General features: G+C 69.7%; 22 protein-coding genes. 16 read left to right on the top strand and 6 right to left on the bottom strand.

The features are described 5' to 3' along the window. The first annotated feature begins 109 nt into the window (after positions 1 to 109). Together ACFY5C_RS22095 and ACFY5C_RS22090 are read left to right on the top strand one after the other, a co-directional pair. The gene (locus ACFY5C_RS22095) at positions 110 to 349 is read left to right on the top strand and encodes a heavy-metal-associated domain-containing protein (protein WP_389446646.1); all 240 of its coding nucleotides are present in this window, start codon (positions 110 to 112) and stop codon (positions 347 to 349) included. Positions 350 to 357: 8 nt separating this feature from the next. Beyond that, positions 358 to 2,619, top strand: a complete 2,262-nt coding sequence (locus ACFY5C_RS22090; protein ID WP_389446644.1) for a heavy metal translocating P-type ATPase — start codon at positions 358 to 360, stop codon at positions 2,617 to 2,619. 866 nt (positions 2,620 to 3,485) lie between these two features. Here the strand turns inward: ACFY5C_RS22090 and ACFY5C_RS22085 are convergent. From ACFY5C_RS22085 to ACFY5C_RS22070, 4 genes are all read right to left on the bottom strand, one after another. After that, the gene (locus tag ACFY5C_RS22085) at positions 3,486 to 4,775 is read right to left on the bottom strand and encodes a citrate synthase (RefSeq protein WP_126899815.1); all 1,290 of its coding nucleotides are present in this window, start codon (positions 4,773 to 4,775) and stop codon (positions 3,486 to 3,488) included. A 264-nt stretch (positions 4,776 to 5,039) separates the two neighbouring features. Next, positions 5,040 to 7,295, bottom strand: a complete 2,256-nt coding sequence (locus ACFY5C_RS22080; RefSeq protein ID WP_389446642.1) for an ATP-dependent RecD-like DNA helicase — start codon at positions 7,293 to 7,295, stop codon at positions 5,040 to 5,042. A 41-nt stretch (positions 7,296 to 7,336) separates the two neighbouring features. Further along, on the bottom strand, positions 7,337 to 9,166 hold the full coding sequence (locus ACFY5C_RS22075; protein WP_389446640.1) for an FG-GAP-like repeat-containing protein: 1,830 nt from the start codon (positions 9,164 to 9,166) through the stop codon (positions 7,337 to 7,339). A gap of 67 nt (positions 9,167 to 9,233) precedes the next feature. Continuing rightward, a complete protein-coding gene (locus ACFY5C_RS22070) occupies positions 9,234 to 9,953 on the bottom strand; it encodes a hypothetical protein (protein ID WP_389446639.1) in 720 nt (239 codons plus the stop codon). A 275-nt stretch (positions 9,954 to 10,228) separates the two neighbouring features. On the opposite strand from ACFY5C_RS22070, the gene ACFY5C_RS22065 reads away from it, so the two are divergent. Both ACFY5C_RS22065 and ACFY5C_RS22060 read left to right on the top strand, forming a co-directional pair. Further along, positions 10,229 to 11,326, top strand: a complete 1,098-nt coding sequence (locus ACFY5C_RS22065; RefSeq protein WP_389446637.1) for a hypothetical protein — start codon at positions 10,229 to 10,231, stop codon at positions 11,324 to 11,326. Positions 11,327 to 11,366: 40 nt separating this feature from the next. Beyond that, complete coding sequence (locus ACFY5C_RS22060) at positions 11,367 to 11,855, top strand: hypothetical protein (protein ID WP_389446703.1); 489 nt, start codon at positions 11,367 to 11,369, stop codon at positions 11,853 to 11,855. Positions 11,856 to 11,908: 53 nt separating this feature from the next. Here the strand turns inward: ACFY5C_RS22060 and ACFY5C_RS22055 are convergent, their stop codons facing one another. Both ACFY5C_RS22055 and ACFY5C_RS22050 read right to left on the bottom strand, forming a co-directional pair. Next, positions 11,909 to 13,435, bottom strand: a complete 1,527-nt coding sequence (locus tag ACFY5C_RS22055) for an RICIN domain-containing protein (protein ID WP_389446635.1) — start codon at positions 13,433 to 13,435, stop codon at positions 11,909 to 11,911. 466 nt (positions 13,436 to 13,901) lie between these two features. Beyond that, positions 13,902 to 14,267, bottom strand: a complete 366-nt coding sequence (locus tag ACFY5C_RS22050; RefSeq protein WP_389446633.1) for a hypothetical protein — start codon at positions 14,265 to 14,267, stop codon at positions 13,902 to 13,904. 233 nt (positions 14,268 to 14,500) lie between these two features. Here ACFY5C_RS22050 and ACFY5C_RS22045 point away from each other — a divergent pair, with 233 nt between their 5' ends. The 12 genes from ACFY5C_RS22045 to ACFY5C_RS21990 all read left to right on the top strand — a co-directional run bounded on the left by ACFY5C_RS22045 (position 14,501) and on the right by ACFY5C_RS21990 (position 24,913). Continuing rightward, positions 14,501 to 15,538: a LacI family DNA-binding transcriptional regulator gene (locus ACFY5C_RS22045; RefSeq protein WP_389446632.1), complete on the top strand. Its 1,038-nt coding sequence runs from the start codon at positions 14,501 to 14,503 to the stop codon at positions 15,536 to 15,538. Beyond that, positions 15,535 to 17,064: a sugar ABC transporter ATP-binding protein gene (locus ACFY5C_RS22040; RefSeq protein WP_389446630.1), complete on the top strand. Its 1,530-nt coding sequence runs from the start codon at positions 15,535 to 15,537 to the stop codon at positions 17,062 to 17,064. Before ACFY5C_RS22045 ends, ACFY5C_RS22040 begins: the two co-directional genes overlap by 4 nt. Further along, positions 17,054 to 19,000 (top strand): substrate-binding domain-containing protein, encoded by a 1,947-nt coding sequence (locus ACFY5C_RS22035; RefSeq protein ID WP_389446628.1) that lies wholly within the window; start codon positions 17,054 to 17,056, stop codon positions 18,998 to 19,000. The genes ACFY5C_RS22040 and ACFY5C_RS22035 overlap by 11 nt, the downstream gene beginning before the upstream one ends. Positions 19,001 to 19,136: 136 nt before the next feature. Further along, a complete protein-coding gene (gene rbsK, locus ACFY5C_RS22030; RefSeq protein WP_389446626.1) occupies positions 19,137 to 20,039 on the top strand; it encodes a ribokinase in 903 nt (300 codons plus the stop codon). After that, complete coding sequence (gene rbsD, locus ACFY5C_RS22025) at positions 20,036 to 20,425, top strand: D-ribose pyranase (RefSeq protein WP_389446624.1); 390 nt, start codon at positions 20,036 to 20,038, stop codon at positions 20,423 to 20,425. Before rbsK ends, rbsD begins: the two co-directional genes overlap by 4 nt. A gap of 245 nt (positions 20,426 to 20,670) precedes the next feature. Then, on the top strand, positions 20,671 to 21,057 hold the full coding sequence (locus tag ACFY5C_RS22020) for a DUF937 domain-containing protein (RefSeq protein WP_389446623.1): 387 nt from the start codon (positions 20,671 to 20,673) through the stop codon (positions 21,055 to 21,057). Positions 21,058 to 21,121: 64 nt separating this feature from the next. Continuing rightward, positions 21,122 to 21,454 carry a gas vesicle protein gene (locus ACFY5C_RS22015; RefSeq protein ID WP_389446622.1) on the top strand — a complete coding sequence of 111 codons (333 nt, stop codon included), beginning with the start codon at positions 21,122 to 21,124 and terminating at the stop codon, positions 21,452 to 21,454. Positions 21,455 to 21,569: 115 nt separating this feature from the next. Then, complete coding sequence (locus tag ACFY5C_RS22010) at positions 21,570 to 22,061, top strand: gas vesicle structural protein GvpA (protein WP_389446702.1); 492 nt, start codon at positions 21,570 to 21,572, stop codon at positions 22,059 to 22,061. A gap of 8 nt (positions 22,062 to 22,069) precedes the next feature. Then, entirely contained in the window at positions 22,070 to 22,783 is a 714-nt protein-coding gene (locus ACFY5C_RS22005) for a GvpL/GvpF family gas vesicle protein (RefSeq protein ID WP_389446621.1), read from the top strand. A gap of 21 nt (positions 22,784 to 22,804) precedes the next feature. Beyond that, on the top strand, positions 22,805 to 23,071 hold the full coding sequence (locus ACFY5C_RS22000) for a gas vesicle protein GvpG (RefSeq protein WP_389446619.1): 267 nt from the start codon (positions 22,805 to 22,807) through the stop codon (positions 23,069 to 23,071). A gap of 47 nt (positions 23,072 to 23,118) precedes the next feature. After that, positions 23,119 to 23,700, top strand: coding sequence for an ABC transporter substrate-binding protein (locus ACFY5C_RS21995; protein WP_389446617.1), 582 nt, complete (start codon positions 23,119 to 23,121; stop codon positions 23,698 to 23,700). Beyond that, on the top strand, positions 23,693 to 24,913 hold the full coding sequence (locus ACFY5C_RS21990; RefSeq protein ID WP_389446615.1) for an SRPBCC family protein: 1,221 nt from the start codon (positions 23,693 to 23,695) through the stop codon (positions 24,911 to 24,913). Before ACFY5C_RS21995 ends, ACFY5C_RS21990 begins: the two co-directional genes overlap by 8 nt. The last annotated feature ends 63 nt before the right edge of the window (positions 24,914 to 24,976 follow it).

Genomic DNA, 24,976 nt, shown 5'->3' with positions numbered 1-24,976 from the left:
ACCGTCAGGCGCCGACCCCCCTTGGGGAAATACCCCGCAGGGGTATACCTTGGGAATGGAGGGACCCCTGGGTCCCGTCAGCCCCACATGCCTCGACGAGGAGAACCACATGACCGCCCACACCGACACCCCGGGTTCCGTCACCGCCGTCTACAAGGTGAGCGGCATGAGCTGCGGACACTGCGAGGGCGCCGTCTCCGGCGAGCTCTCCGAACTCCCCGGTGTCAGCTCGGTGAAGGCCGTCGCGTCCACCGGCGAGGTCACGGTCGTCTCCGCGGCCGCGCTGGACGAGGAGGCCGTACGCGCGGCCGTCGACGAGGCGGGCTTCGAACTGGTCGGCAAGGGCTGAGACTGGCCATGACCCGCGCCACCGACCAACCTCCGATAACCGGGGCGCCGGCCGCGCCCGCGACGGCCGCCCCCTCGGAGGTCGAGCTGCTCATCGGCGGGATGACCTGCGCCTCCTGCGCGGCCCGCGTCGAGAAGAAGCTCAACCGCATGGACGGCGTGACCGCCACGGTGAACTACGCCACGGAGAAGGCGAAGGTCAGCTTCCCCTCGGGCATCCAGGTCGCCGACCTGATCGCCACCGTGGAGAGGACGGGGTACACGGCCGAGGAGCCGGCTCCCCCGCAACCCGCGCCCGAGGAGTCCGCCGAAGACCCCGAACTGACCGGCTACCGCCGGCGTCTGACCGTCTCGGCCCTGCTCGCCGTACCCGTCATCCTGCTGTCGATGATCCCGGCCCTGCAGTTCGACAACTGGCAGTGGCTCGCGCTCACCCTCGCCTCGCCGGTCGTCGTCTGGGGCGGACTGCCCTTCCACCGGGCCGCGTTCACGAACGCCCGGCACGGCGCGGCGACCATGGACACGCTGATCTCGATGGGCACGCTGGCGGCGTACGGCTGGTCGCTGTGGGCGCTGTTCCTGGGCGACGCGGGCATGCCCGGCATGCACGACACCTTCGAGTTCACCGTCTCCCGTGTGGACGGCGGCTCGCAGATCTACCTCGAAGTGGCCTCCGGGGTGGTCACCTTCATCCTCCTCGGCCGCTTTCTGGAGGCCCGCTCCAAGCGCCGCGCGGGAGCGGCACTGCGGGTCCTGATGGAGCTCGGCGCGAAGGACGTGACCGTATTGCGCGACGGACGCGAGGTCCGCGTCCCGGTCGGCCGGCTGGCGGTCGGCGACCGGTTCGTCGTACGGCCGGGCGAGAAGATCGCCACCGACGGCACCGTCGTCGAGGGTGCCTCCGCGGTGGACGCGTCCATGCTGACCGGCGAGTCCGTACCGGTCGACGTGACGGTCGGGGACGCGGTCACCGGTGCGACGGTCAACGCGGGCGGGCGGCTGGTCGTCGAGGCGACCCGGATCGGCGCCGACACGCAGCTCGCACGGATGGCGAAGCTGGTGGAGGACGCACAGAACGGCAAGGCCGAGGTGCAGCGGCTCGCCGACCGGATCTCCGCGGTGTTCGTGCCGGCGGTCATCCTCCTCGCGGTCGCCACCTTCGGCGCGTGGCTCGGCCTCACCGACGACACGGTCGCCGCCTTCACCGCGGCCGTCGCCGTACTGATCATCGCCTGCCCGTGCGCACTGGGCCTGGCCACGCCCACGGCCCTCATGGTCGGCACGGGACGGGGCGCGCAGCTCGGCATCCTGATCAAGGGCCCCGAGGTGCTGGAGTCCACGCGCCGGGTCGACACCGTCGTCCTGGACAAGACCGGCACGGTCACCACCGGCCGCATGACCCTCCAGAAGGTGTACGCCGCCGAGGGCGCCGACGAGGACGAGGTGCTGCGGCTCGCGGGGGCTGTGGAGCACGCCTCCGAGCATCCCGTCGCCCGGGCGGTCGCCGTGGGCGCGGAGCAGCGGCTCGGGCGGCTGCCGCAGGTCGAGGGGTTCGAGAACATGCCGGGGCGAGGCGTACGCGGACGCGTGGAAGGCCGTGACGTGGCCGTGGGGCGCCTCTACGACGTGCTGCCCGCCGGACTTGCCCGTGCCAAGGAAGAGGCCGAGAGGGGCGGTCGTACGGCCGTGGTGGTCGGGTGGGACGGGGCCGCCCGCGGTGTCGTCGCCGTCGCCGACGCGGTGAAGGAGACCAGCGCCGAGGCGGTGCGCGAGCTGCGCGCGCTGGGGCTCACTCCGATACTGCTGACCGGGGACAACCGGGCGGTCGCCGAGGCGGTGGCGACCGCGGTCGGTATCGATACCGATTCTGTGATCGCGGAGGTCCTGCCCGAGGACAAGGTCGAGGCCGTACGGCGGCTGCGGCGCGAGGGGCGCTGCGTGGCCATGGTGGGCGACGGCGTCAACGACGCGGCCGCGCTTGCCACCGCCGATCTGGGTCTTGCCGTGGGGACGGGGACGGACGCGGCGATCGAGGCGAGCGATCTGACGCTGGTGCGCGGCGATCTGCGCGTGGCCGCGGACGCCATCCGGCTGTCCCGGCGGACGCTCGCCACGATCAAGGGCAACCTCGTGTGGGCCTTCGGGTACAACGTCGCCGCGTTGCCGCTGGCCGCGGCGGGGTTGCTGAATCCGATGATCGCGGGGGCAGCGATGGCCTTTTCGTCGGTTTTCGTGGTGTCGAACAGCCTGCGACTTCGGACTTTTCGGTGAAGGCTACGGACTTTTCGGCGAAGTCCGAGTAAGAACCCCTCTGGAGTCCGGCGCCAGGCTCACATAAGCTCTTCACAAGACTCGCGCATCGTCCTTACGCTTGGGTCCCGATCGCCATATCGGGGCTCTTGCGTATCTAACGGACATATGCAAGAGACGCAGATCACAGTGATGTGAACGTAACCATCGAAGGGGTTCGAAGGTCTAAGTTGACGATGTCAGGCAGCGTCTTGGGGGGCGCTGGTTGGCATCTGAGGATGTCTTGGGGGACTTCCTCAGAGTTGCGTTGCCGGGGCACGTACGTCGGGAAGCTTTGAGCGGCCCTCCCGCCCGTGCGCTGTCCCGGCAGACCGCACACAGCAGTAGTACGGCGAGTTCTGCTCGTTTTGCTCAACTGCACAGCAGTAACACAGCGATTCAGGCGCTGTTCTCTCAGACGCCCGGCCGGATCCCGTGGGGGGAATCCGCACCGGGACATGGGAAGGCGCCCTGGACGTCGGCCCGTGGGGGGACCGCCGCCAGGGCGCCTTCTGCTATCCGCACCCGCCCGGACCCAGTCGCGCTCCCCCGACGCCCGCGCCCATGCCCACCGGCGGCAGACCTCCCGCCAAGCCGACCGTCACCGGCCCGGCCATCCACCGGCGAGACACCGGAAAAGCTGCGCCCCGCCGTCGGACACCGGCACTCCCCGCGAGCACCGGCTCCCCGTACGCGCCACCTGCCACGAGCACCCCGCACTCGACGCGGGAGCCCGGGAACCACCCCGCACGCACAAGAGCCCCACGCCCGACCGAAGTCGTGCGCAGGGCTCTGCATACGAGATCCGAGTGACGGCGCCGGCGATCGCGGCACCCCACCGGCAGCTGTCAGCGCTCCTCGACCGGAACGAAGTCGCGCTCGACCACGCCCGTGTAGATCTGGCGCGGGCGGCCGATGCGGGAGCCCGGCTCCTTGATCATCTCGTGCCACTGGGCGATCCAGCCCGGGAGGCGTCCGAGGGCGAACAGGACCGTGAACATCTCGGTCGGGAAGCCCATGGCCCGGTAGATCAGGCCGGTGTAGAAGTCGACGTTCGGGTAGAGGTTGCGCGAGACGAAGTACTCGTCGGAGAGCGCGTGCTCCTCCAGCTTCAGGGCGATGTCCAGCAGCTCGTCGGACTTGCCGAGGGCGGAGAGGACGTCGTGCGCCGCCGCCTTGATGATCTTCGCGCGCGGGTCGAAGGACTTGTACACCCGGTGGCCGAAGCCCATCAGGCGGACGCCGTCCTCCTTGTTCTTCACCTTGCGGATGAAGGAGTCGACATCGCCGCCGCCGGCCTGGATGCCCTCGAGCATCTCCAGGACGGACTGGTTGGCACCGCCGTGCAGCGGGCCCCAGAGGGCGGAGATGCCGGCCGAGATCGACGCGAACATGTTCGCCTGCGACGAGCCCACCAGGCGGACCGTCGACGTGGAGCAGTTCTGCTCGTGGTCGGCGTGCAGGATGAGGAGCTTGTCGAGGGCGGAGACCACGACCGGGTCCAGCTCGAACTCCTGGGCCGGGACCGAGAAGGTCATGCGCAGGAAGTTCTCGACGTAACCGAGGTCGTTGCGCGGGTAGACGAACGGGTGACCGATCGACTTCTTGTACGCGTACGCCGCGATCGTCGGAAGCTTGGCGAGCAGACGGATCGTCGAGAGGTTGCGCTGCCGCTCGTCGAACGGGTTGTGGCTGTCCTGGTAGAACGTGGACAGCGCCGAGACCACCGACGACAGCATGGCCATCGGGTGGGCGTCGCGCGGGAAGCCCTTGTAGAAGTTCTTGACGTCCTCGTGCAGCAGCGTGTGCTGCGTGATCTCGTTCTTGAACGTCGAGAGCTCGTCGACGGTGGGCAGCTCACCGTTGATCAGCAGGTAGGCCACCTCCAGGAAGGTGGAGCGCTCGGCCAGCTGCTCGATCGGGTAGCCGCGGTACCGGAGGATCCCCTGCTCGCCGTCGAGGTAGGTGATGGCGGATTTATAGGCGGCGGTGTTGCCATATCCGCTGTCCAGCGTCACCAGACCGGTCTGGGCGCGGAGTTTGCCGATGTCGAAGCCCTTGTCGCCGACGGTGCTGTCAATCACCGGGTAGGTGTACTCGCCGTCGCCGTACCGCAGTACTACAGAGTTGTCGCTCACGTCTTCCCTCACCGACGTTGTGCCTCATCTTCGAGGTTGCCCTGACTGTCTCTACCCTCCCCCATTCGGCTCAGGAGAGTGCACTCGGGGTCGACCATTGGGCCTATTGGCGGCACTGAGTGCCGCCAACCTGTCATCCTGCCCCCTGTTTTCCCCATCTGGAAGTGGTCTGTGACCTTCACGACTCGTTTGATCGATCATTTTTTGGGACGCCTCACGAACCGCCAGGTCAGAGGGGTGCCCGACGGAGGCCCGAAAACAGGTTCAGGAGCCCGCCAGCCGGAAGTCGAGCGCCGTGCAGCGCCGCCCCGCCGACACCGTGCGCACCGCCTGGCCGATCGCCTTGCGTGAACCGACGAGAACGACCAGTTGCCTGGCTCGCGTGACCGCCGTGTAGAGCAGATTCCGCTGGAGCATCATCCATGCTCCCGTGGTGACGGGGATCACCACGGCGGGATATTCACTTCCCTGTGAACGGTGGATGGTCACCGCGTACGCATGCGCCAGCTCGTCCAGTTCGTCGAATTCGTAGGGAACCTCCTCGTCCTCGTCCGTCAGCACCGTGAGGCGCTGGTCGACCGGGTCGAGCGAGGTGACCACGCCCACGGTGCCGTTGAAGACGCCGTTCTTCCCTTTCTCGTAATTGTTGCGAATCTGGGTGACCTTGTCGCCGACACGGAAGACCCGGCCGCCGAACCGCTTCTCCGCGACATCAGGGCGCCCGGGGGTGATGGCCTGCTGGAGCAGGCCGTTCAGCGTGCCCGCGCCCGCCGGCCCCCGGTGCATGGGAGCCAGGACCTGGACGTCCCGGCGTGGATCGAGGCCGAACTTGGCCGGAACCCGACGGGCCGCCACGTCCACCGTGAGCCGTCCGGCCTCCTCCGTGTCGTCCTCGACGAAGAGGAAGAAGTCCTTCATGCCGTCGGTGACGGGGTGCTGCCCGGCATTGATCCGGTGGGCGTTCGTCACCACACCCGACTGCTGGGCCTGGCGGAACACGCGCGTGAGGCGGACGGCCGGGATGGGGCTGCCGTCGGCGAGCAGATCCCTGAGGACCTCTCCCGCCCCGACGCTGGGCAGCTGGTCGACGTCGCCCACGAAGAGCAGATGGGCGCCCGGCGGTACGGCCTTCACCAGCTTGTTGGCGAGCAGCAGGTCCAGCATGGACGCCTCGTCGACCACCACCAGGTCGGCCTGGAGCGGGCGGTCCTTGTCGTACGCCGCGTCGCCGCCGGGCTTGAGCTCCAGGAGGCGGTGGACGGTGGAGGCCTCGGCTCCGGTCAGCTCGGCAAGACGCTTGGCGGCGCGGCCGGTGGGGGCTGCCAGCACGACCCTGGCCTTCTTCGCGCGGGCCAGCTCCACGATCGAGCGGACCGTGAAGGACTTGCCGCAGCCGGGGCCGCCGGTGAGAACGGCGACCTTCTTCGTCAGCGCCAGCTTGACGGCGGCCTCCTGCTCGGGGGCGAGGTCCGCGCCCGTCCGGCCCTCCAGCCAGCCCAGCGCCTTGTCCCAGGCCACGTCGTGGAAGCCCGGCATCCGGTCCTCGTCGGTGCGCAGCAGGCGCAACAGCTGGGCGGACAGGGCGAGTTCGGCCCGGTGGAAGGGGACGAGGTAGACGGCCGTCACCGGCTCCGCGTGGCCGTCGGGACCGGGCACCTTCTCCCGTACGACACCGGGGTCGCCGCCGTCCTCGGGGACCTGGGCGAGTTCGGCCAGGCACTCGATGACGAGCCCCGTGTCGACCTGGAGCAGCTTCACCGCGTCCGCGATCAGGCGCTCCTCGGGGAGGTAGCAGTTGCCCTGGTCGGTGGCCTGCGACAGCGCGTACTGCAGGCCCGCCTTGACCCGCTCCGGGCTGTCGTGCGGGATGCCGACGGACTGGGCGATCTTGTCGGCGGTGAGGAAGCCGACGCCCCAGACGTCGGCCGCCAGCCGGTACGGCTGGTTCTTCACGACCGAGATCGAGGCGTCGCCGTACTTCTTGTAGATCCGCACGGCGATGGAGGTGGACACCTCGACGGTCTGGAGGAAGAGCATGACCTCCTTGATCGCCTTCTGTTCCTCCCAGGCGTCTGCGATCTTCTTCGTGCGCTTCGGTCCGAGGCCGGGGACCTCGATGAGCCGCTTGGGCTCCTCCTCGATGATCGTCAGCGTGTCCAGACCGAAGTGCTGGGTGATGCGGTCGGCGAAGACCGGGCCGATGCCTTTGACGAGGCCGGAGCCGAGATAGCGGCGGATGCCCTGGACGGTGGCCGGGAGGACGGTCGTGTAGTTCTCGACGGTGAACTGCTTGCCGTACTGAGGGTGGGAGCCCCAACGGCCCTCCATCCGCAGGGACTCGCCCACCTGGGCGCCGAGCAGGGCGCCGACGACCGTGAGGAGGTCGCCGCCGCCCCTGCCGGTGTCGACGCGGGCGACCGTGTAGCCGTTCTCCTCGTTGGCGTACGTGATTCTCTCCAGCACGCCTTCGAGTACGGCCAGTTTCCGCTCGCCCGTGGAGTTCCCCGCCTGGTTGGACATGATCCGACGCTACCGGGCGGGTGTGACATTGCCGGGCGGGTCTATCGGGTTCTGAAGCGGCGGAAGAGGTTCCGGGCTACGTACACGCCCGGGCCGCCGAAGCCGACGATGTCGACGCGTCCGTCACCGGTGATGTCGGCGAGGAAACGGGGGTGGCGGTCGACCCGCCAGGCGCCGGCGTCCTCGTTGTGACCGAACCCGCGGCACACCAACTGGGCCTGCTCGAACCGGCCGTCGCCGCGGTTGTGCGACACCCAGACGCCCTCGTCGCCGAAGCCGACGATGTCCGGGTTGCCGTCACCGGTGACGTCGGCGAGGAAGCGTAGGTGTTTCCTGCTGGTCCACCCCTGGGCGATCCCGAAGTCGTTCAGGACGAGTTTCGAGGTCTCGAACGTGCCGTCGCCGCGCCCGCGCGAGACGACGACGCCCTGCGGGCCGAACCCGACGATGTCCGGTGCTGCGTCTGCTTTGGCCCTGATCAGGAACCGGGGGTGCTCCTCGGCCGATTTCCATCCCTGGTCGGCCCCGAAGTCGTCGAGGACGTACAGAGGGTCGGCGAATGTCCCGTCCTCGTCCTGGAGCGACACCCAGACGCCGTCGTCATGGCAGCCGACGATGTCGACCCTGCCGTCACCGCTGGTGTCGGCCAGGAAGCGGGGATGCTTGTCGGCAAGCCAGGCGCCCGCCTTCTCGTCGTGGCCGAACGCCCGGAGAACCGGTTCGTCGGCGAGCGGTGCGAACGTCCCGTCCTCGTCCTGGAGCGACACCCAGACGCCGTCGTCATGGCAGCCGACGATGTCGACCCTGCCGTCGCCGGTGGTGTCGGCCAGGAAGCGGGGATGCTTGTCGGCGAGCCACCCGCCGGCCTGCCGGCTGTGTCCGAACGCCTTGAGGACCAGCTTGCCGCCCCCGGGCGCGAACGTCCCGTCCTCGGCCCGAAGGGACACCCGGACCCCGTCGGCGGTCAGCACGACGGCGTCGGGCCTGCCGTCGCCCGTCGTGTCCACGAGGGTCCACAGGTCCGCAGGGCTCGAGGAGGGCGCGGGTGGGTGCAGAAGGCGCTCGTCGTCGAACGTGCCGTCGCCTCTGCTGGACGACGTCACAGCCCCCTTCGCGGTGTCGAGCCCTACGATGTCCGCTCGTCCCGCTCCCTCGGTGTCGGCGAGGAACCGCTCACCGGGCCCGGCCCACCAGCCCGGTTGCCCCGTGTGGGAGCGGCCTGCTCCGGCACTTTTCCATCCGCCGGCGTCCTGGTCGCACCCGAAGCGCTGGAGAACGAGCAGCATGTCGCTGAAGGAGGGCGTCGCGTCGGGTGCCGGCCGCAGTGCGGTCGAGCGGGCCAGCCGCCATGACCGGCGGCCGTTCCAGTGGCTCAGTGGTGCCCAGCGCAGCACGGGGTCGCTGGTGCGCTCGGGCTCGGCAGGGACGAACCGCCACCGCTGGCTCTCCGCGCTGTCGTCGTATGCGCGCAGGACGACCCGGGCGTCCTCCCCGGCGGTGTCGGCGACGTCCAGCACGGCGCCATCGGTCGCGCCTTCGATGAAGTAGAGGCCCGCTTCGCCCTCAACGGGGACGACGTGCCACTGCTGGCCCTTCTTGCCTGCGGCCGCGTCCCACTGGCGGACGCCGCGGTCCGCGGCGGCGGGGTTGTCGAGCACCTTGCCGCTGACCGCGTTGCGGATCACATAGGCCTGGTCGTGCTGCGCGGCCGGTAAAGGGGTCAGCTGCCACTGCTCCGGGCTCGGGCCGTCCTCGGCGAAGTCGCGGACGACGAGCGCCCCGTCCGCGCCTGGCGCGGCCCTGGCACCGAGGGACCTCCCCGTGGCGGCGTTGACGATCTCCAGCTTCAGTTCTTCCATGGGCACGGGCATCGTGCTGCCTCTTCCAGGCGGTGCGGGCGTCGGCTCGGGACGGGTGTGGCGCGGCAGTGACGGCGGATCACGTGAAGACGTGGTGGTACGGGACGTCCCACTCGCTGGGCAGCCGCGGGTAGAACGTGTTGATGACCGTCCCGGTGAAGTCCCCGCCCCAGTTGTAGGTGAGACGCACCTCGCTGTCGGCTGTCACCGCGTGGTCCTTGAACCCGAGGATGGCGTCGGGATGGGTGATCGGCACGAAGGTGATCCCGCCCCACGGCGTCACCGTGACGACCCACAGCTGGGTGTCCTCGGGCGCGCCGTTCTTCCCGCGCCACTTGTCGCCGACCTTGTCGGGGAGGCCGACCTGGACGGTGTCGGCCGTGCTTTTGGGGGCGTCCTGGTGGACGGCGATGCGCCGGCGCTGGGGCTTGGGCGCGCCGTCGTCGCCGCGCCCTGCGTCGGCGTCGCCCGCACCGGCGGGTTTGGGCGTCACCTGTCCCGCGGCACTCTCGATGAAGTACAGCGGTCGCTGCCCGAAGAAGCCGGCCGGGGTGATGTACCAGAGGTGGCCCTGCGCCTCCTTGGTGGCCGGGTCGAGCGCGGTGGCCAGCTTGACCCCCTTGTCGTGGCTGGCCTCCTTCAGCTCGGCGGGCCGCAGGTAGCCGCCGTTGAAGGCGTGGACGAGCATGACCGGCCGGTTCTCGACCAGCGCTGCCACGATGGCGTTGTCGTAGCTGTTCACCGCCACCGGGCCGCCGACCACCAAATTCGCCATCGCCGTGCGTTCTTGGGTGTACATCGCGGAACCTCACCTGTTCTGGATCTAGATGCCCTGAAAATGAATGGGCGACCGAATCGAATAGCCTTCGACAAAGCTACCGACAGCGTTTCAACTTACCTCCTCCTCCCACGAGTTGGGATAGTCGACGAATCCCTTTCACCCGTTTGAGCGTGATACGCGAAGACGTCTTCCCGGGCAATTGAGAGCCTGTTAGGTTCGATATTCGGAAAGCGCGCAGATTCCTGTTTCTATTTCACCGAGCGCGTTTCGGCCAGATCAGTCGAGGATGGGGAATGCCTTCCAACGCGTACAACCTGGACCGGGCCAAGCGGCAGCCGCTGACGAAGAAGAACCTGCGGGAACTGAACATCGAGCAGACCTGGCAGTCCGTCCTGGACCACCCCAGCCTGGTCTACGTCGACGATTACGGTGTGCGGCACAAGCCCGTCGGGTTCTCCGTGAACAAGTCGAGCTTCGGCACTTTCCCCGGCTCCGCGTTCCAACTGGGCTGGCTCGCCTACATGAACCTCGGGGAGCCGCTGATCGAGGAGCGGCGCAACATCAGCCAGCCTCCGCCCGACACGTTCTCGTCACGCACCTACGTCAACCGAAGTCAGACGTCCCCTATGACCTTCACCGACTCGGTCGATTTCACCGTGTCCAACGGGGTCACGTGGTCGCTCCAGGGAGAAGCCAAGCTCACCTTCGGCGGCAGCGTCAGCGCGCAACTCCAGCTGCAACTGCAGAACCAGCTCAAGCTGGACCTCCAGACGCAGCTCCAGACGCAGCTCCGCAACGACATGGCGAACAAGAACGCGACCACCGTGACCAACAAGAACAGCAAGGACAACATGGGGGTGGACAACGCCACTGCCACCGAAACGGCCACGACCAATTCGGCGGCGAATTCCGCGACGAACTCGATGACGAACTCGGTGGCGTTCACGACCCAGGGCAGCGCCACCGGCACCGCGACGCTCCACGCCCAGTTGCTGCTGGGCATCACGGGCTCCGTCGGCGGCTCCCTGACCACCAGCTGGGCCTCGAAATCGCAGATCTCCGGCCAGGTGCCGGCGGGTTCCCGCGTGGAGACCATCGTCACGCAGCGGCGTACCCGCAAGCAGTACACGTACGAGATCCCGGTGACCTTCTCCGGATTGCTCGCGGTGAAGTACGACGTGCCGGTGGCGGTCCTGTCTCCCCCGCAGCCCGGGAACTACCCCGGCCTCGACCAGTTGGTCGCCCGCGACATCGGCGACCTCGACCTGGCGGGCGGCGGCTTCCGTATGAAGGGACTCGCCGAGGTCGTCTCCGCCCTGGAGGTCCACCACACGATGTTCGACGGCGAGAGCCTGACCGACAGCCAACGAGCGCTGCACAAGCAGCCCTGACCGGGCCGCCGGCGCTGCCACGACAACAGGGGTGAAGACCATGGTGTTCGACAACATCTTCCAATCCGCGAGCAAGGGCGCAGGGCTCTTCTCCGTGACCACCGACCGTGCCAAGCCGCAGCCGGGTGCGGACGTCGACTTCGAGGACGCCGAGGACGACACGTACGACGACACGAGCACGAGCCTGTTCAACAACGCGATCCACGGGGCTTCCTCCCGGGCGAAAGTCGTGCAGGAGCAGTCGCCTGAAGCGCGGGCCATCCTGGGCTTCCTCGGCTCCTTCGTCCAGACCACCCAGACGTCCGCCGGTGCGCAGGCCCAGTACGCCGGGAATCCCAGCTCGGTGTCCACGGCGGCGGCCGCCGGCATGCAGGAGTCGAGTGCGACGGTGACGGAGCACAGCGGCCTGCAGAAGAACGAGGACCTGGAGAGCACGCCGAAGAAGAGCGACTACGCCAAGGCCCCCAAAGCGCCGGAGGCCCCCAAGGCCTCCAAACCGACCGCCGAGGACCCGTCCAGTTCCCAGTAGCACCCGGATTCCTCAGGGGCAGGGGCGAGTTCGCTCCTGCCCCTCTTCGTGCGTCACACGGGGAGCAGCTGCCACTGTCGGTTCCGGTGGTCGCCCTCAGCTCCGTGCTGCTTGATCACCGTACGGGCGCTGGTGTCGACTCGCAGGAGCAGACCGCTGTTCCGGTTCGCGATCTCGTAGACCCTCGGGGTGCCGTTCACCGGGCCCACCGGGATCAGCCTCCACTGCTGGTGGTGCGCGTCCCCGCCCTCGTAGGCGCGCTGCGCGACCACCGCTCCGGCCGCCTCGTGCGCTCCGAGGATCTCCAGGACCTTGCCGCTGCGCACGTTCTCGATCCTGTACAGGACGTCGCCGTTGTCCAGACCCGCCGCGATCAGCCGCCACCGCTGGTGATCCCTGGGAACGGCGAGGAGTTGGTGGACCTCGGCCCCGTCGTTGGGGGACTCACGCAGGACCCCCATCCGCAGCTTGCTGCGGACGTTGGCCCAGGAGACCACCGTGCCCGAATCGAGCAGCCCGGCCATCCTCGCCGACGCGATCTTCCGAACCCTGTGGTTGGCATGGTCGGCGATGTAGAGGGTGTCGACGCAGTCCACGGCGAGCCCGAACGGGTTGCGCAGCTGGGCCGAAGCGGCCGGGCCGCCGTCACCGCCGAAGCCCGCGGCGCCCGTGCCGGCGACCGTACTGATCGTCCCGTCCGACGCGACCTTCCGGACCCGGTGGTTGGAGTGGTCGGCGATGTAGAGATCGCCCGCACTGTCCACGACCATCCCCACCGGGATGTTCAACCGGGCGGCGGTGGCGGGGCCGCCGTCACCGCCGAAGCCCGCGGCGCCCGTGCCGGCGACCGTACTGATCGTCCCGTCCGACGCGACCTTCCGGACCCGGTGGTTGGAGTGGTCGGCGATGTAGAGGTCGCCCGCGCCGTCCACCGCCACTCCGTGCGGGCGGTTCAGCTGGGCTGAAACCGCTGGGCCGCCGTCTCCCTTGAAGCCCGCGGTGCCCATGCCGGCGACCGTACTGATCGTCCCGTCCGCCGCGACCTTCCGGACCCGGTTGTTGTGGTACTCGGCGATGTAGAGGCTGCCTGCGCTGTCCACGGCCACCCCCATCGGGAGGTTCAAGCGGGCGGCGGTGGCGGGGCCGCCGTCACCGCCGAAGCCCGCGGTACCCATGCCGGCGACCGTACTGATCGTCCCGTCCACCGCGACCTTCCGGACCCGGTGATTGCCGGCATCGACGACGTAGAGGGTGCCTGTGCTGTCCACCGCCACCTCACGCGGGCAGTTCAGCTGGGCCGAGACGGCAGGGCCGTCGTCACCCCGGTAGCCCGCGGACCCGGTCCCCGCGACCGTGCAGATCTTCCCGTCCGTCGTGATCTTCCGGACCCGGTGGTTGTTGTAGTCGGAGAAGTAGAGGGTGCCGGCGCCGTCCACCGCGACCCCGTACGGACCACTCAACTGAGCCGAAACGGCAGGCTCGTTGTCCCCTTTGAACCCCCCGACCCCGGTCCCCGCGACCGTGCTGATCGGGGAGGCGGACTCTTCACCACCTGTGGCTCCCGTATGGGCAGTGCTCATCGTCATCCCTTCACCGTTCACTGACCGCCGGCGCGTTCCCCCACGGCGAGGCCGTGCCGCCGACGGCACGCTGCTTCCATGCTGGAGGCCGGCCGTCCCCCGTCCGGGCCTACGGCGGACAAACCCGTCCTTCAAGTGATCCGGCAGCACTGCCCGCCAGATCGGTGCGGGCCGGCGTCGGCCGCGCCCTTGCACGCGACGGCGGACGGTGTGCGCCCGTGCTCCGGCGTACGCACCAGGGTGCGGCGCCGAGACCCGCTCGACAGCACTCCCGCCGGTCGCCGCCCTGGCCTTGGACCAGCAGGCCCGGACATGGCCGCGACGGCGCCGGGCACCGGGCACCGGGCACCGGGCACCGGGCACCGGGCACCGGGGCGGAGACGACCTTCACCGGTGCGTTCGGGCGGCTCACAGCACGCTCGGCGTCACCGACGGCAACTGCCGGCGCAACTTCGCCTCCCGTGACTCACCCCGCCTGCGACTTCACATGGTCGAGGACTGCCTGGAACTCCTCGCTCGGCGAGAACTCGACGAACTCGCAGTCCTCCACCGCCACGGGGACATGCCCGGGCCCCCAGTAGTACGCCTGACCCGCCTCGTAGTACTCCTCGCCCTCGGACGTCAGCATCCGCAGCCGGCCTTTGAGCAGGTAGCCCCAGTGCGGGCACGGGCAGGCGTCGCCTTCGAGGCCCTTGAGGGCGGGGCCCATGTCCGTGCCCTCCGGCAGGGTGATGTAGCCGACGGACATGCCGCCGCCGATCGTCTTGGTGCGCACCTCCACGCCGTCGCCGCCGAGGACGACGGGCACGTCGTCGCGAGTCGCTGCCGTCATGATCCCTCCGCTCCGGCCCGCACGGGGCCTGGGGAAACGTCCCCGCACTTCCAGCCTGAACCGTCCCGCAGCCCGCCGCGACACCACGGGGCCGACATCACGATCCGGTTTCGGGATGTGGTTGAGGGGTTGATTAACGGCCGTGTAATCGATTCCAATCCTCCGTACACGTCGATGTAATCGATTCCACGACGGCATCGACCACGAACGATCCACGAGGAGGTGGAGCGGCGATGGCGAGCATCAAGGACGTCGCCGCCGAGGCCGGCGTATCCGTCGCCACGGTCTCGCGCGTCCTGAACGACCATCCGTCGGTCAGCGCCGAGGCACGCGCACGCGTGCTGGCCGCCGTCGACACCCTGGGCTACCGCCCGAACGCCGTCGCCCGCTCCCTGCGCACGGACCAGACCCACACCCTCGGCCTGGTCATCAGCGACGTGATGAATCCCTACTTCACCGAGCTGGCCCGCTCCGTCGAGGAGGAGGCCCGCGCGCTCGGCTACAGCGTCATCATCGGCAACGCCGACGAGCGGCCCGACCTTCAGGACCATCACGTACGGAACCTGCTGGACCGGCGCATCGACGGACTCCTCGTCTCCCCCACCGACGGCGGTTCGCCGCTGATGCTGGACGCGGCCCGCGCGGGGACGCCGATGGTGTTCGTGGACCGGTGGATCCCCGGCGTGGACGTGCCGGTGGTGCGCTCCGACGGGCGCGCTGCCGTACGGGACCTGGTGGCGCATCTGCACGGGCTCGGGCACCGGCGGCTGGCGATCATCGCCGGCCCGGCGGCGACCACGACCGGCCGGGAGCGCGTGGAGGCCTTCCGGGAGGCGCTCGGCGCGTACGGCCTCGAACTCCCCGAGGCCTACATAGGCCAGGGCGACTTCCAGGCCGAGAGCGGGCGCCGGGTCACCGAGGGCTTCCTCGACCTGCCCGACCCGCCCGAGGTCGTCTTCGCGGCCGACAACCTGATGGCGCTCGGTGCGTTGGACGCCGTACGCGCGCGTGGGCTGCGCGTGCCCGACGACCTCGCGCTGGCCGCGTTCGACGACATCCGGTGGTTCGTGCACACCGATCCGCCGATCACCGCGATCGCCCAGCCGACGGGCGAGCTGGGCCGGGCCGCCGTGCGCGCCCTGGTTGACCGCGTCGAGGGACGGCCCGGCGAGTCCGTCACCCTCCCCGCCCGCCTCGTCGTACGCCGCTCGTGCGGCGAGCAACCGGCTTCACCGGAGCCGTCCCCCGTAACGAACAGGAGCCAGTCGTGAGCAACGCGGACGAGTTGCTGCGCATCGAGGGCATACGGAAGACCTTCCCGGGCGTGGTCGCCCTGGACGGCGTCGACTTCGATCTGCGCCGCGGTGAGGTGCATGTGCTGCTCGGCGAGAACGGCGCGGGCAAGAGCACCCTCATCAAGATGCTCTCCGGCGCCTACACCCCCGACGCCGGGCGGATCCTGGTCGGCGGCGAGGAGACGCGCATCCACGGTGCGCAGGACTCCGAGCGCCTCGGGATCGCCACCATCTACCAGGAGTTCAACCTCGTCCCCGATCTGACGGTCGCCGAGAACATCTTCCTGGGGCGCCAGCCGCGCCGTTTCGGGATGATCGACCGGGGGCGGATGGAGGCCGACGCCGAGGTCCTGCTGAAGCGCGTCGGCGTCAACGTGTCCCCACGCGCACGTGTGCGTGAACTCGGCATCGCACGGCTGCAGATGGTCGAGATCGCGAAGGCGCTCAGCCTGAACGCGCGCGTGCTCATCATGGACGAGCCGACGGCCGTGCTGACCTCCGAGGAGGTCGACAAGCTCTTCTCGATCGTGCGCAGGCTGCGCGAGGACGGCGTCGGAATCGTCTTCATCACGCATCACCTGGAGGAGATCGCCGCCCTGGGCGACCGGGTGACGGTCATCCGGGACGGCAGGAGCGTCGGGCAGGTCCCCGCCGCCACACCCGAGGACGAGCTCGTACGGCTCATGGTGGGCCGCTCGATCGAGCAGCAGTACCCGCGTGAACGCGCCGACAAGGGCGCCGCGTTGCTGACCGTGGAGGGACTGACCAGGGACGGCGTCTTCCACGACGTCAGCTTCGAGGTGCACGCCGGTGAGGTGGTCGGCATCGCGGGGCTGGTCGGCGCCGGACGTACCGAGGTCGTGCGGGCGGTGTTCGGGGCTGACCCGTACGACAAGGGGGCCGTGAAGGTCGCCGGGTCCTCCGTCCGGAAGTACGACGTCAACGCGGCGATGACCGCGGGCATCGGACTCATCCCCGAGGACCGCAAGGGCCAGGGGCTGGTGCTGGACGCGTCCGTCGAGGAGAACCTCGGCCTGGTGACGCTGCGGTCCGCCACGCGCGCGGGGCTCGTCGACGTCAAGGGCCAGCGTGCGGCGGCCGCGCGGATCGCGGGGCAGCTCGGCGTGCGGATGGCGGGCCTCGGGCAGCACGTGCGCACGCTCTCCGGCGGCAACCAGCAGAAGGTCGTCATCGGCAAGTGGCTGCTCGCCGACACCAGGGTGCTGATCCTCGACGAACCCACGCGCGGCATCGACGTCGGCGCCAAGGTCGAGATCTACCAGCTCATCAACGAACTGACCGCGGCCGGCGCCGCCGTGCTGATGATCTCCAGTGATCTCCCCGAGGTCCTCGGCATGAGCGACCGGGTGCTGGTGATGGCCCAGGGCCGGATCGCCGGCGAGCTCACGGCCGACGAGGCCACGCAGGACTCCGTGATGGCGCTCGCCGTCAGCAACCCCACCACCGACAAGACCGGAACGGAGGCCACCCGTGGCCACTGACACGCTCAAGAGCACGCCGGGCGCGAGTGGCGCCTCGGGAATTCGCCGACTCCTGCTCGACAACGGCGCGCTGACCGCGCTGATCGTCCTCGTCGTCGCCATGTCGGCGCTGTCCGGCGACTTCCTGACCACCGACAACCTCCTGAACGTCGGCGTCCAGGCGGCCGTGACCGCCATCCTCGCCTTCGGCGTCACGTTCGTGATCGTCTCGGCGGGCATCGACCTGTCGGTCGGTTCGGTGGCGGCGCTGTCGGCCACCGTGCTGGCGTGGACCGCGACCTCGCACGGGGTGCCGGTCTTCATAGCGGTGCTGCTGGCCGTCGCGACCGGCATCGCGGCCGGTCTCGTCAACGGCTTCCTCATCGCGTACGGCAAGCTCCCGCCGTTCATCGCGACGCTCGCGATGCTGTCGGTGGCCCGCGGTCTGTCGCTGGTGATCTCCGAGGGCTCCCCGATCGCTCTCCCCGACTCCGTCTCGCACCTCGGTGACACGCTCGGCGGCTGGCTGCCGGTGCCGGTGCTCGTGATGATCGTGATGGGGCTGATCGCCGCCTTCGTGCTCGGCCGGACCTACATCGGCCGCTCGATGTACGCGATCGGCGGCAACGAGGAGGCCGCGCGCCTGTCGGGGCTGCGCGTGAAGAAGCAGAAGCTCGCCATCTACGCCCTGTCCGGCGTGTTCGCGGCCGTCGCGGGCGTCGTGCTCGCCGCCCGGCTGTCCTCCGCTCAGCCGCAGGCCGCCGACGGCTACGAGCTGGACGCCATCGCCGCGGTCGTCATCGGCGGCGCCTCGCTCGCGGGCGGCACCGGCAAGGCGTCCGGCACCCTGATCGGCGCGCTGATCCTGGCGGTGCTGCGCAACGGCCTGAACCTGCTGAACGTGTCCGCCTTCTGGCAGCAGGTCGTCATCGGCGTCGTGATCGCGCTGGCGGTCCTCTTCGACACGCTGCGCCGCAAGGCCGGGGCCACCCCGGTGGCGGCCGGCACGGGCGGCGGCAAGGGCAAGCAGGCGGGGACGTACGCGCTCGCGGCGGTCGTCACCGTGGCGATCGTGGGGGCGACCTCCTTCCTGCACAACGGCTCGTCCTCGTCGTCGAATCCGAAGATGGGGCTGTCCCTGTCCACCCTCAACAACCCCTTCTTCGTGCAGATCCGGGCGGGCGCCCAGGCCGAGGCGAAGAAGCTCGGCATCGACCTGACCGTCACGGACGCCCAGAACGACGCCTCCCAACAGGCCAACCAGCTGCAGAACTTCACCAGTTCGAGCGTCGGCGCGATCATCGTCAACCCGGTGGACTCGGACGCGGCAAGCAACTCCGTGAAGGCCGCCGACAAGGCGAAGATCCCGGTCATCGCCGTCGACCGGGGTGTCAACAACGCCAAGACGGCGGCCCTGGTCGCCTCCGACAACGTCGCCGGCGGTGAGCTCGCCGCCAAGACGGTCGCCGAGAAGCTCGGGGGCAACGGCAAGATCGTGATCCTCCAGGGCCAGGCGGGCACCTCCGCCGCCCGTGAGCGCGCGCAGGGCTTCGCGAACGGCCTCAAGGCCTACCCGGGCATCCAGGTCGTCGCCCAGCAGCCCGCCGACTTCGACCGCACCAAGGGACTCGACGTGATGTCGAACCTGCTCCAGGCCCACCCGGACGTCCAGGGCGTCATCGCCGCCAACGACGAGATGGCGCTGGGCGCGATCAAGGCCCTTGGCTCCAAGGCCGGCAAGTCGGTCTCGGTGGTCGGCTTCGACGGCACGCCGGACGGTCTGAAGGCGGTGGAGGGCGGCTCGCTGTACGCGTCCGTGGCCCAGCAGCCGACCCAGCTCGGCAGGATCGCCGTGGACAACGCGCTCAAGGCATTCCAGGGCAAGAAGGTCGAGCAGATGGTGAAGGTGCCGGTGAAGGTGGTCACGAAGGAGAACGTGGCCGGATTCGGCGGCTGACCTTCCGCACACATCCGGCCGACATCCGGCTGGAGTCGAGGAACGGCGAACGGGCGGGCGGTCGTTGCAGGAGCATGGACCTGGTGACGGCCGCCCGCCGCACGTCACCACGGGGACCTATCAGGGGAGCAACCTCATGTACGACTACGACCTCCTGGTCGTAGGGTCGGCCAACGCCGACCTGGTGATCGGCGTCGAGCGCCGGCCGGGGGCCGGCGAGACCGTGCTCGGCTCCGATCTGGCCGTCCACCCGGGCGGCAAGGGCGCGAACCAGGCCGTCGCGGCAGCCCGGCTCGGGGCCCGTACGGCCCTGCTGGCCCGGGTCGGCGACGACGCGCACGGCCGGTTGCTGCTCGACTCGCAGCGGGAGTCCGGCGTCGACACGGTGGGCGTCCTGGTCGGCGGCGCACCGACCGGCGTCGCGCTGATCACGGTGGACCCGTCCGGGGACAACAGCATCGTCGTCTCGCCGGGAGCCAACGGCAGACTCACCCCGCAGGACGTGCGGGCCGCCGCGAGCCTCTTCCAGGCGTCGCGGGTGGTGTCGGTCCAGCTGGAGATCCCGCTGGAGACGGTCGTCGAGGTGGTCCGCAGCCTGGCGGACGGCAGCCGCTTCGTGCTGAACCCGTCCCCGCCCCGCCCGCTGCCGGCCGAGGTGCTGGCGGCCTGCGACCCGCTGATCGTGAACGAGCACGAGGCGAAGGTGATCCTCGGCGACTCGGCGGTGGGCGACTCCCCCGAGGACTGGGCGCGGATCCTGCTCGCGAAGGGCCCCCGCTCGGTGGTCGTGACCCTGGGCGCCGAGGGCGCGCTGGTCGCGTCCGCGCAGGGTGTGACGCGGGTGCCGTCCGTGAAGGTGGACGCGGTGGACACGACGGGGGCGGGCGACGCGTTCACGGCCGCGCTGGCGTGGCGGCTCGGCACGGGCGCGTCCCTCGCCGAGGCGGCGACGTACGCGGCCCGGGTCGGCGCGGTGGCCGTGACACGGGAGGGCGCGCAGGTGTCCTTCCCGACGGCGGCGGAGGTCGAGGCGCTGTGAAGCGTGCCGGAATCCTGAACCGCCACCTCTCCGGCGCCCTCGCCGAGCTCGGCCACGGCGACGGCGTGCTGGTGTGCGACGCGGGCATGCCGATACCCGACGGCCCCCGAGTCGTGGACCTGGCCTTCCGGGCCGGGGTGCCGTCGTTCGCCGAGGTGCTGGACGGCCTGCTGGCCGAGCTGGTGGTGGAGGGCGCGACGGCGGCGAAGGAGGTCCGGGAGGCGAACCCCGCGGCGGCCGCACTGCTGCACGGGGAGTTTCCCGCGCTGCGGCTGGTCACGCACGAGCGGCTCAAGGAGCTGTCGGCCGGGGCGCGGCTGGTCGTACGGACCGGTGAGGCCCAGCCGTACGCGAATGTGCTGCTGCGCTGCGGGGTCTTCTTCTAGGAACGCTTCGAGTTCCGGAGAGTTCCGGAGCTCCCAGGAACGTTTCGAGGGGCCCGGTCCGTCGACCGAGCCCCTCGGGTTTCCCCTCCCATCAGAACCCCCGCGATCCCCCCAGATCCCCCTCCAAGAGTCCTGATGCCAAGTACGACCGGCGAGGTGCGGGAAGGGTTGCACGGTCTCCGCGGAAATTTTTTCGTGGCGTCTTCAGCGTGCCCAGAAACCTGGACGGAAGTAGCGTTTCAGACATGTCAGAGGTAGACGCAAACCCCCTCACCTCCCTCCAGGACGACGTGCTCGACGAGCTCGGCGACCGCCGGATCGGGGACATCGCGGCGCTGCTGGGCACGGACGAGGCGGGGGCCCGGCAGATGGTCGGTACGACGGTGGCGGCGCTGTCCGGCGAGGCGGAGGCTGTCGCGACGCCGCACGCCGCCCCGCTCACCGGCGTGGCCACCGTGGGCGGCTTCGCGACCGGCGGCCTCGTGGCCGGGCTGCTGGCGGAGGAGGCCGAACCGGTCGCGGACGCGGTGGCGCGCAGGACGGGCCTGCCCCAGGGTGCCGTGTCCCGGGTGGTGGAGATGCTGGTTCCGGTGGTGCCGGCGGTGCTCACGAAGCGGGCGACCGGCAGGTAGCGGGCGAGAAGTCGCGTGGGCTGTCCGCGAAGCCGATGATTGATGAGTCAGGGCGAGAAGGTGAATGATCACGAGCGATCGCGAGCCGCGCAAGGCACGTTCCTCATCACGGCAGGCGTCCGCCGGGGCGCGGATGTCCGCCGCCGATGCCATACGGTCCGCGATGGAACAGCTCAGTGAGCTGCTGGGGAGGGCGCCCGAATCGGTCTCCTCGCTGAAGCCGACGGATCAGGGCTGGGAAGCCGACGTCGAGGTCGTGGAACTGGAACGCATCCCCGAGACGACCAGCGTGATGGCCAGCTACCAGGTGGTTCTGGACCGGGAGGGGCAGCTGGTGTCGTACAAGCGCGGGCGTCGTTACACGCGCTCGCAGGTGGACAGGACGGATCGCCGCTAGGTCACGACCCTTTCGTCAGGAATCTCCGGTATGCCGGTTTTATCGAAGATTCCCCGGGAAGTCGGATTTTGCTGATTTCACCGGAAGCCGAGCCGGAAGGGAAGACACCGTGACTGTGGTGCCACAAGGCAACGGCGGCGGTGTCCCCGGCGCCGCCGGAGGCGGCTCGGGGAACCTCTACGACGTGCTGGAACTCGTCCTCGACCGGGGTCTGGTCATTGACGCGTTCGTCCGGGTGTCCCTGGTGGGCATCGAGATCCTGAAGATCGACGCGCGAGTGGTCGTGGCCAGTGTGGACACGTACCTGCGCTTCGCCGAGGCGACCAACCGGCTGGATCTGGAGTCGGGCAGCAAGTCGCCCGCGCAGCTGACCGACCTCGTCGGGGGCTCCGTCGAGAGCGGGGCACGCGGCAAGAGCAAGGGAGCGCTGTCGGGCGCGGTCGAGGCGATCACCGATTCCTTCAAGGGCGGCGGTGACGAGGACGAAGCCGAGGACCAGGACGCGGATCCGGACGCCGAGCGGGAGCGCAGGCCGGCGCGTGAGAAACGGCGTGAGCGCTCCGAACGCCGTTCGGAACGCCACTCCGCACGGGACCGGGAGGAGTGAGCGAGCCCATGTCCGTGTATGTGTACGCGATCACCAAGGACTCGCACCCCTTGGACGTGAGCGACGTCAAGGGCGTGGGCGAGCCGCCCGGCGAGGTGCGCGTGGTGCGCGGCGACTCCCTGTGTGCTGTCGTCAGCGAGGCCCCGGACGATCTCTCGGTCGCCCGCCGGGACCTCCAGGCGCACAACGACGTCCAGGAGCGGTTGTGGGCCGGTGGCCCCACCTTGCCGCTCAGCTTCGGTTTCGTCGCCGCGGACGAGGAGGCCGTACGCGGCGTCCTCGCGGAGCGGGCGCAGTTGTTCGCGCAGCGGCTGGACGAGCTTGCCGGGCATGCGGAGTTCAACGTCAAGGGCGTCCTCGACGAGGACACCTCGCTGCGTGCCGTCCTGGAGCAGAGCCCGCAGGCCCGTGAGCTGAACGAGCGGACCCGCGAGGGCGGTGGGACGTACGAGGACCGGCTGGCGCTCGGCCAGGTGGTGGCCCAGGAGGTGCAGGGCCGCGAGAACGCGATCGCCGAGGACATTCTCGCAGCGCTGCGGCCGCTCGCCTCGGCAGAGCAGATCGCCCCGGCGTCGAAGCAGTACTTCGTGAGCGCGTCCTTCCTCGTGGCGGACGAGCAGTTCGAGGAGTTCGGCCGGGCCTGCCGGGAGCTGGCCGAACGCTACGGCGAGGGCCTGGAGTTGCGGCTGCGGGGTCCCCTGCCGCCGTACAGCTTCGTCTGATGTGAGGCGTGAGGAGGTGCCGTGGGACTGGTCACCGGGATTCTGACGCTGCCGTTCGCTCCCGTCCGGGGCATCGGCTGGGTGCTCGACAAGGTGGTCAAGACCGCCGAGGACGAGTACTACGACCCGACCCCCGTGCAGGAGGCGCTCGTGAACCTGGAGCGGGCGCTCGACGAGGGCCGCATCGACGACGAGGAGTTCGCACGGCAGGAGGAGGCACTGCTGCACCGCCTGGAGGAGATCAGGGCCTACCAGCTGCGACAGGGCGGACAGTCTCCTGGGCTGTGACGCGTGGGTCGCGGGCTGCCGCTCGGGTGAGGAAATGAGGCAAGGCCATGAACAACGCCAAGATCGGCACGGCCCTGCTGGGCGGCTATCTGCTGGGGCGTTCCAAGAAGGCGAAGCTCGCCCTCAGCCTCGGCGCGCTGCTCGCGGGCTCACGGATGAACCCCGGGCAGGTCGGCAAGGCCCTCCAGGAGTCCCCCTTCGTGCACACCCTCACCGACCAGGTGCGCTCCGAACTGACCGGCGCGGGGAAGGCTGCCGCGACCACCCTCCTGAGCGCGAAGGCCGACAACCTGGCCGACGCCATCCACGAACGCACGTCCGGGCTGCGGGAGAGGGCGGAAGCACAGGGCGAGGAGCAGGACGAGGAACCGGACGAGGAACCAGACGAGGAACTGGACGAGGAGAACGGCGAGGAGCCCCGCGGGAAGTCCCAGGGGAAGTCCCGGCAGAAGGCGCGGTCGGAGACGTCCCGAAGCTCGGGGCGCGGCAAGGCGCAGGGCAGCGGCAGCAGCAGCAAGTCCGGGAAGCAGGACGCGGAACAGCCCCGCAAGCGGAAGACCTCCACGTCACAGAGCCGCTCGGGCAGCAGCAGCGGCGGCGCGCGGTCGAGGAGGCGGGACGATGGCTGAGGGCAAGGCGACGGGACGCGGCTCGGGCGGTACGGGGACCAAGGCGAAGGCCGACGAGCAGGAGTCGGGCACGCATCGGCTGAAGGACGAGCTGGAGCACTACATCGAGGCCCGCCTCCAGGTGCTGCTGGAGGGCCTGGGCGACCGGCTCGGCTCGGGCGCGCGCCGCCTGGGTGAGGCGCACGTCAGCCCGCGCGGGCTGACGCACGCAGTTGCCCGGGGTGGCAAGAAGCTCGGCGGGCATCTGCCGTCGGGCGTGGGCGCTCTGACCTCGACCGCCTCCCACGCGAAGGAGACGGCTTCGCACGCCAAGGACACGGTGGTGGGCAAGGCCAAGGAGGCCACCGGGCAGGGCTCCGGGCAGAGCGACGAGGCGGACACGGACTCCGGCCAGGGCAAGGGCCCGGGGAGCGACCCCCAGACCATGGGCAAGGGGCTCACCATCATCGAGGACATCGACGTGGGCGTGCCCGTGCGCGAGGCCTACGACCAGTGGACGCAGTTCCAGGAGTTCGACCGGTTCGCCAAGGGCGTGGTGAGCGTCGAGCAGCAGGACGACACCACGACCAGGTGGCACGTGAAGGTCGGCAAGTCCAAACGGCAGCTGCGCGGCATGATCACGGAACAGGTTCCCGACGAGCGCATCGCCTGGACGTCCAGCGGCGAGCGCGGCACCACGCAGGGCGTCGTCACCTTCCACCCGATCACGGACAACCTCACCAAAGTGCTGCTCGTCCTGCGGTACTTCCCGCAGGGGCCGGTGGAGAAGGTCGGGAGCTGGGTGCGGTCCCAGGGCCGTCGCGCCCGTCTCGACCTGAAGCTCTACCGCACCTTCGTGATGATGCGCGGGGAGGCCACCGGGGGCTGGCGCGGGGAGATCCGCGAGGGCGAGGTGGTCCGCGAGCCGGACGAGGTCGAGGCGGCGGAGGGCGACGGCGAGGAGTCCGGGGAAGACCGGGCCGATCAGGAGGAGGAGCCCGAGGACGAGTACGACGAGGAGGAGGACGAGGACAAGGAGCCCGAGGACCGGTACGAGGACGAGGAAGCCGACGACGACCAGCGCGGCGAGGACGACACGGAGGACGACTGGGAGGAGGACGAGGACGAAGAACAGGAAGAGGAAGAGGACGCAGACCGAGAGCCTGACGACCGCAACGACGACACCGACGACACCGACGAGCAACCCCGCCCCAAGCGCCGCCGCCGTGTCTGACCGTGGCCCAGCGCGCGGCCGGGAGTGACCGTGGGTGCTTCCGGGAAACGAGGTCGAGTACGC

It is taken from the genome of Streptomyces sp. NPDC012935 (genome assembly GCF_042900345.1).
In the GTDB taxonomy this organism is placed as follows: domain Bacteria; phylum Actinomycetota; class Actinomycetes; order Streptomycetales; family Streptomycetaceae; genus Streptomyces.
Note: the sequence above shows the minus strand (reverse complement) of the source record. Positions and strands in the feature narration are given on the sequence as shown.

What these genes read in the sequence shown, in the direction of transcription:
- ACFY5C_RS22060 (WP_389446703.1), top strand. Translation starts at nt 11,367, where the DNA reads ATGGTGTTCGACAACATCTTCCAATCCGCGAGCAAGGGCGCAGGGCTC.
- rbsK (WP_389446626.1), top strand. Translation starts at nt 19,137, where the DNA reads ATGTACGACTACGACCTCCTGGTCGTAGGGTCGGCCAACGCCGACCTG.
- ACFY5C_RS22015 (WP_389446622.1), top strand. Translation starts at nt 21,122, where the DNA reads ATGATCACGAGCGATCGCGAGCCGCGCAAGGCACGTTCCTCATCACGG.
- ACFY5C_RS21990 (WP_389446615.1), top strand. Translation starts at nt 23,693, where the DNA reads ATGGCTGAGGGCAAGGCGACGGGACGCGGCTCGGGCGGTACGGGGACC.
- ACFY5C_RS22095 (WP_389446646.1), top strand. Translation starts at nt 110, where the DNA reads ATGACCGCCCACACCGACACCCCGGGTTCCGTCACCGCCGTCTACAAG.
- ACFY5C_RS22005 (WP_389446621.1), top strand. Translation starts at nt 22,070, where the DNA reads ATGTCCGTGTATGTGTACGCGATCACCAAGGACTCGCACCCCTTGGAC.
- ACFY5C_RS22090 (WP_389446644.1), top strand. Translation starts at nt 358, where the DNA reads ATGACCCGCGCCACCGACCAACCTCCGATAACCGGGGCGCCGGCCGCG.
- ACFY5C_RS22020 (WP_389446623.1), top strand. Translation starts at nt 20,671, where the DNA reads ATGTCAGAGGTAGACGCAAACCCCCTCACCTCCCTCCAGGACGACGTG.
- ACFY5C_RS21995 (WP_389446617.1), top strand. Translation starts at nt 23,119, where the DNA reads ATGAACAACGCCAAGATCGGCACGGCCCTGCTGGGCGGCTATCTGCTG.
- ACFY5C_RS22050 (WP_389446633.1), bottom strand. Translation starts at nt 14,267, where the DNA reads ATGACGGCAGCGACTCGCGACGACGTGCCCGTCGTCCTCGGCGGCGAC.
- ACFY5C_RS22075 (WP_389446640.1), bottom strand. Translation starts at nt 9,166, where the DNA reads ATGCCCGTGCCCATGGAAGAACTGAAGCTGGAGATCGTCAACGCCGCC.
- ACFY5C_RS22070 (WP_389446639.1), bottom strand. Translation starts at nt 9,953, where the DNA reads ATGTACACCCAAGAACGCACGGCGATGGCGAATTTGGTGGTCGGCGGC.
- ACFY5C_RS22065 (WP_389446637.1), top strand. Translation starts at nt 10,229, where the DNA reads ATGCCTTCCAACGCGTACAACCTGGACCGGGCCAAGCGGCAGCCGCTG.
- ACFY5C_RS22045 (WP_389446632.1), top strand. Translation starts at nt 14,501, where the DNA reads ATGGCGAGCATCAAGGACGTCGCCGCCGAGGCCGGCGTATCCGTCGCC.
- ACFY5C_RS22055 (WP_389446635.1), bottom strand. Translation starts at nt 13,435, where the DNA reads ATGAGCACTGCCCATACGGGAGCCACAGGTGGTGAAGAGTCCGCCTCC.
- ACFY5C_RS22080 (WP_389446642.1), bottom strand. Translation starts at nt 7,295, where the DNA reads ATGTCCAACCAGGCGGGGAACTCCACGGGCGAGCGGAAACTGGCCGTA.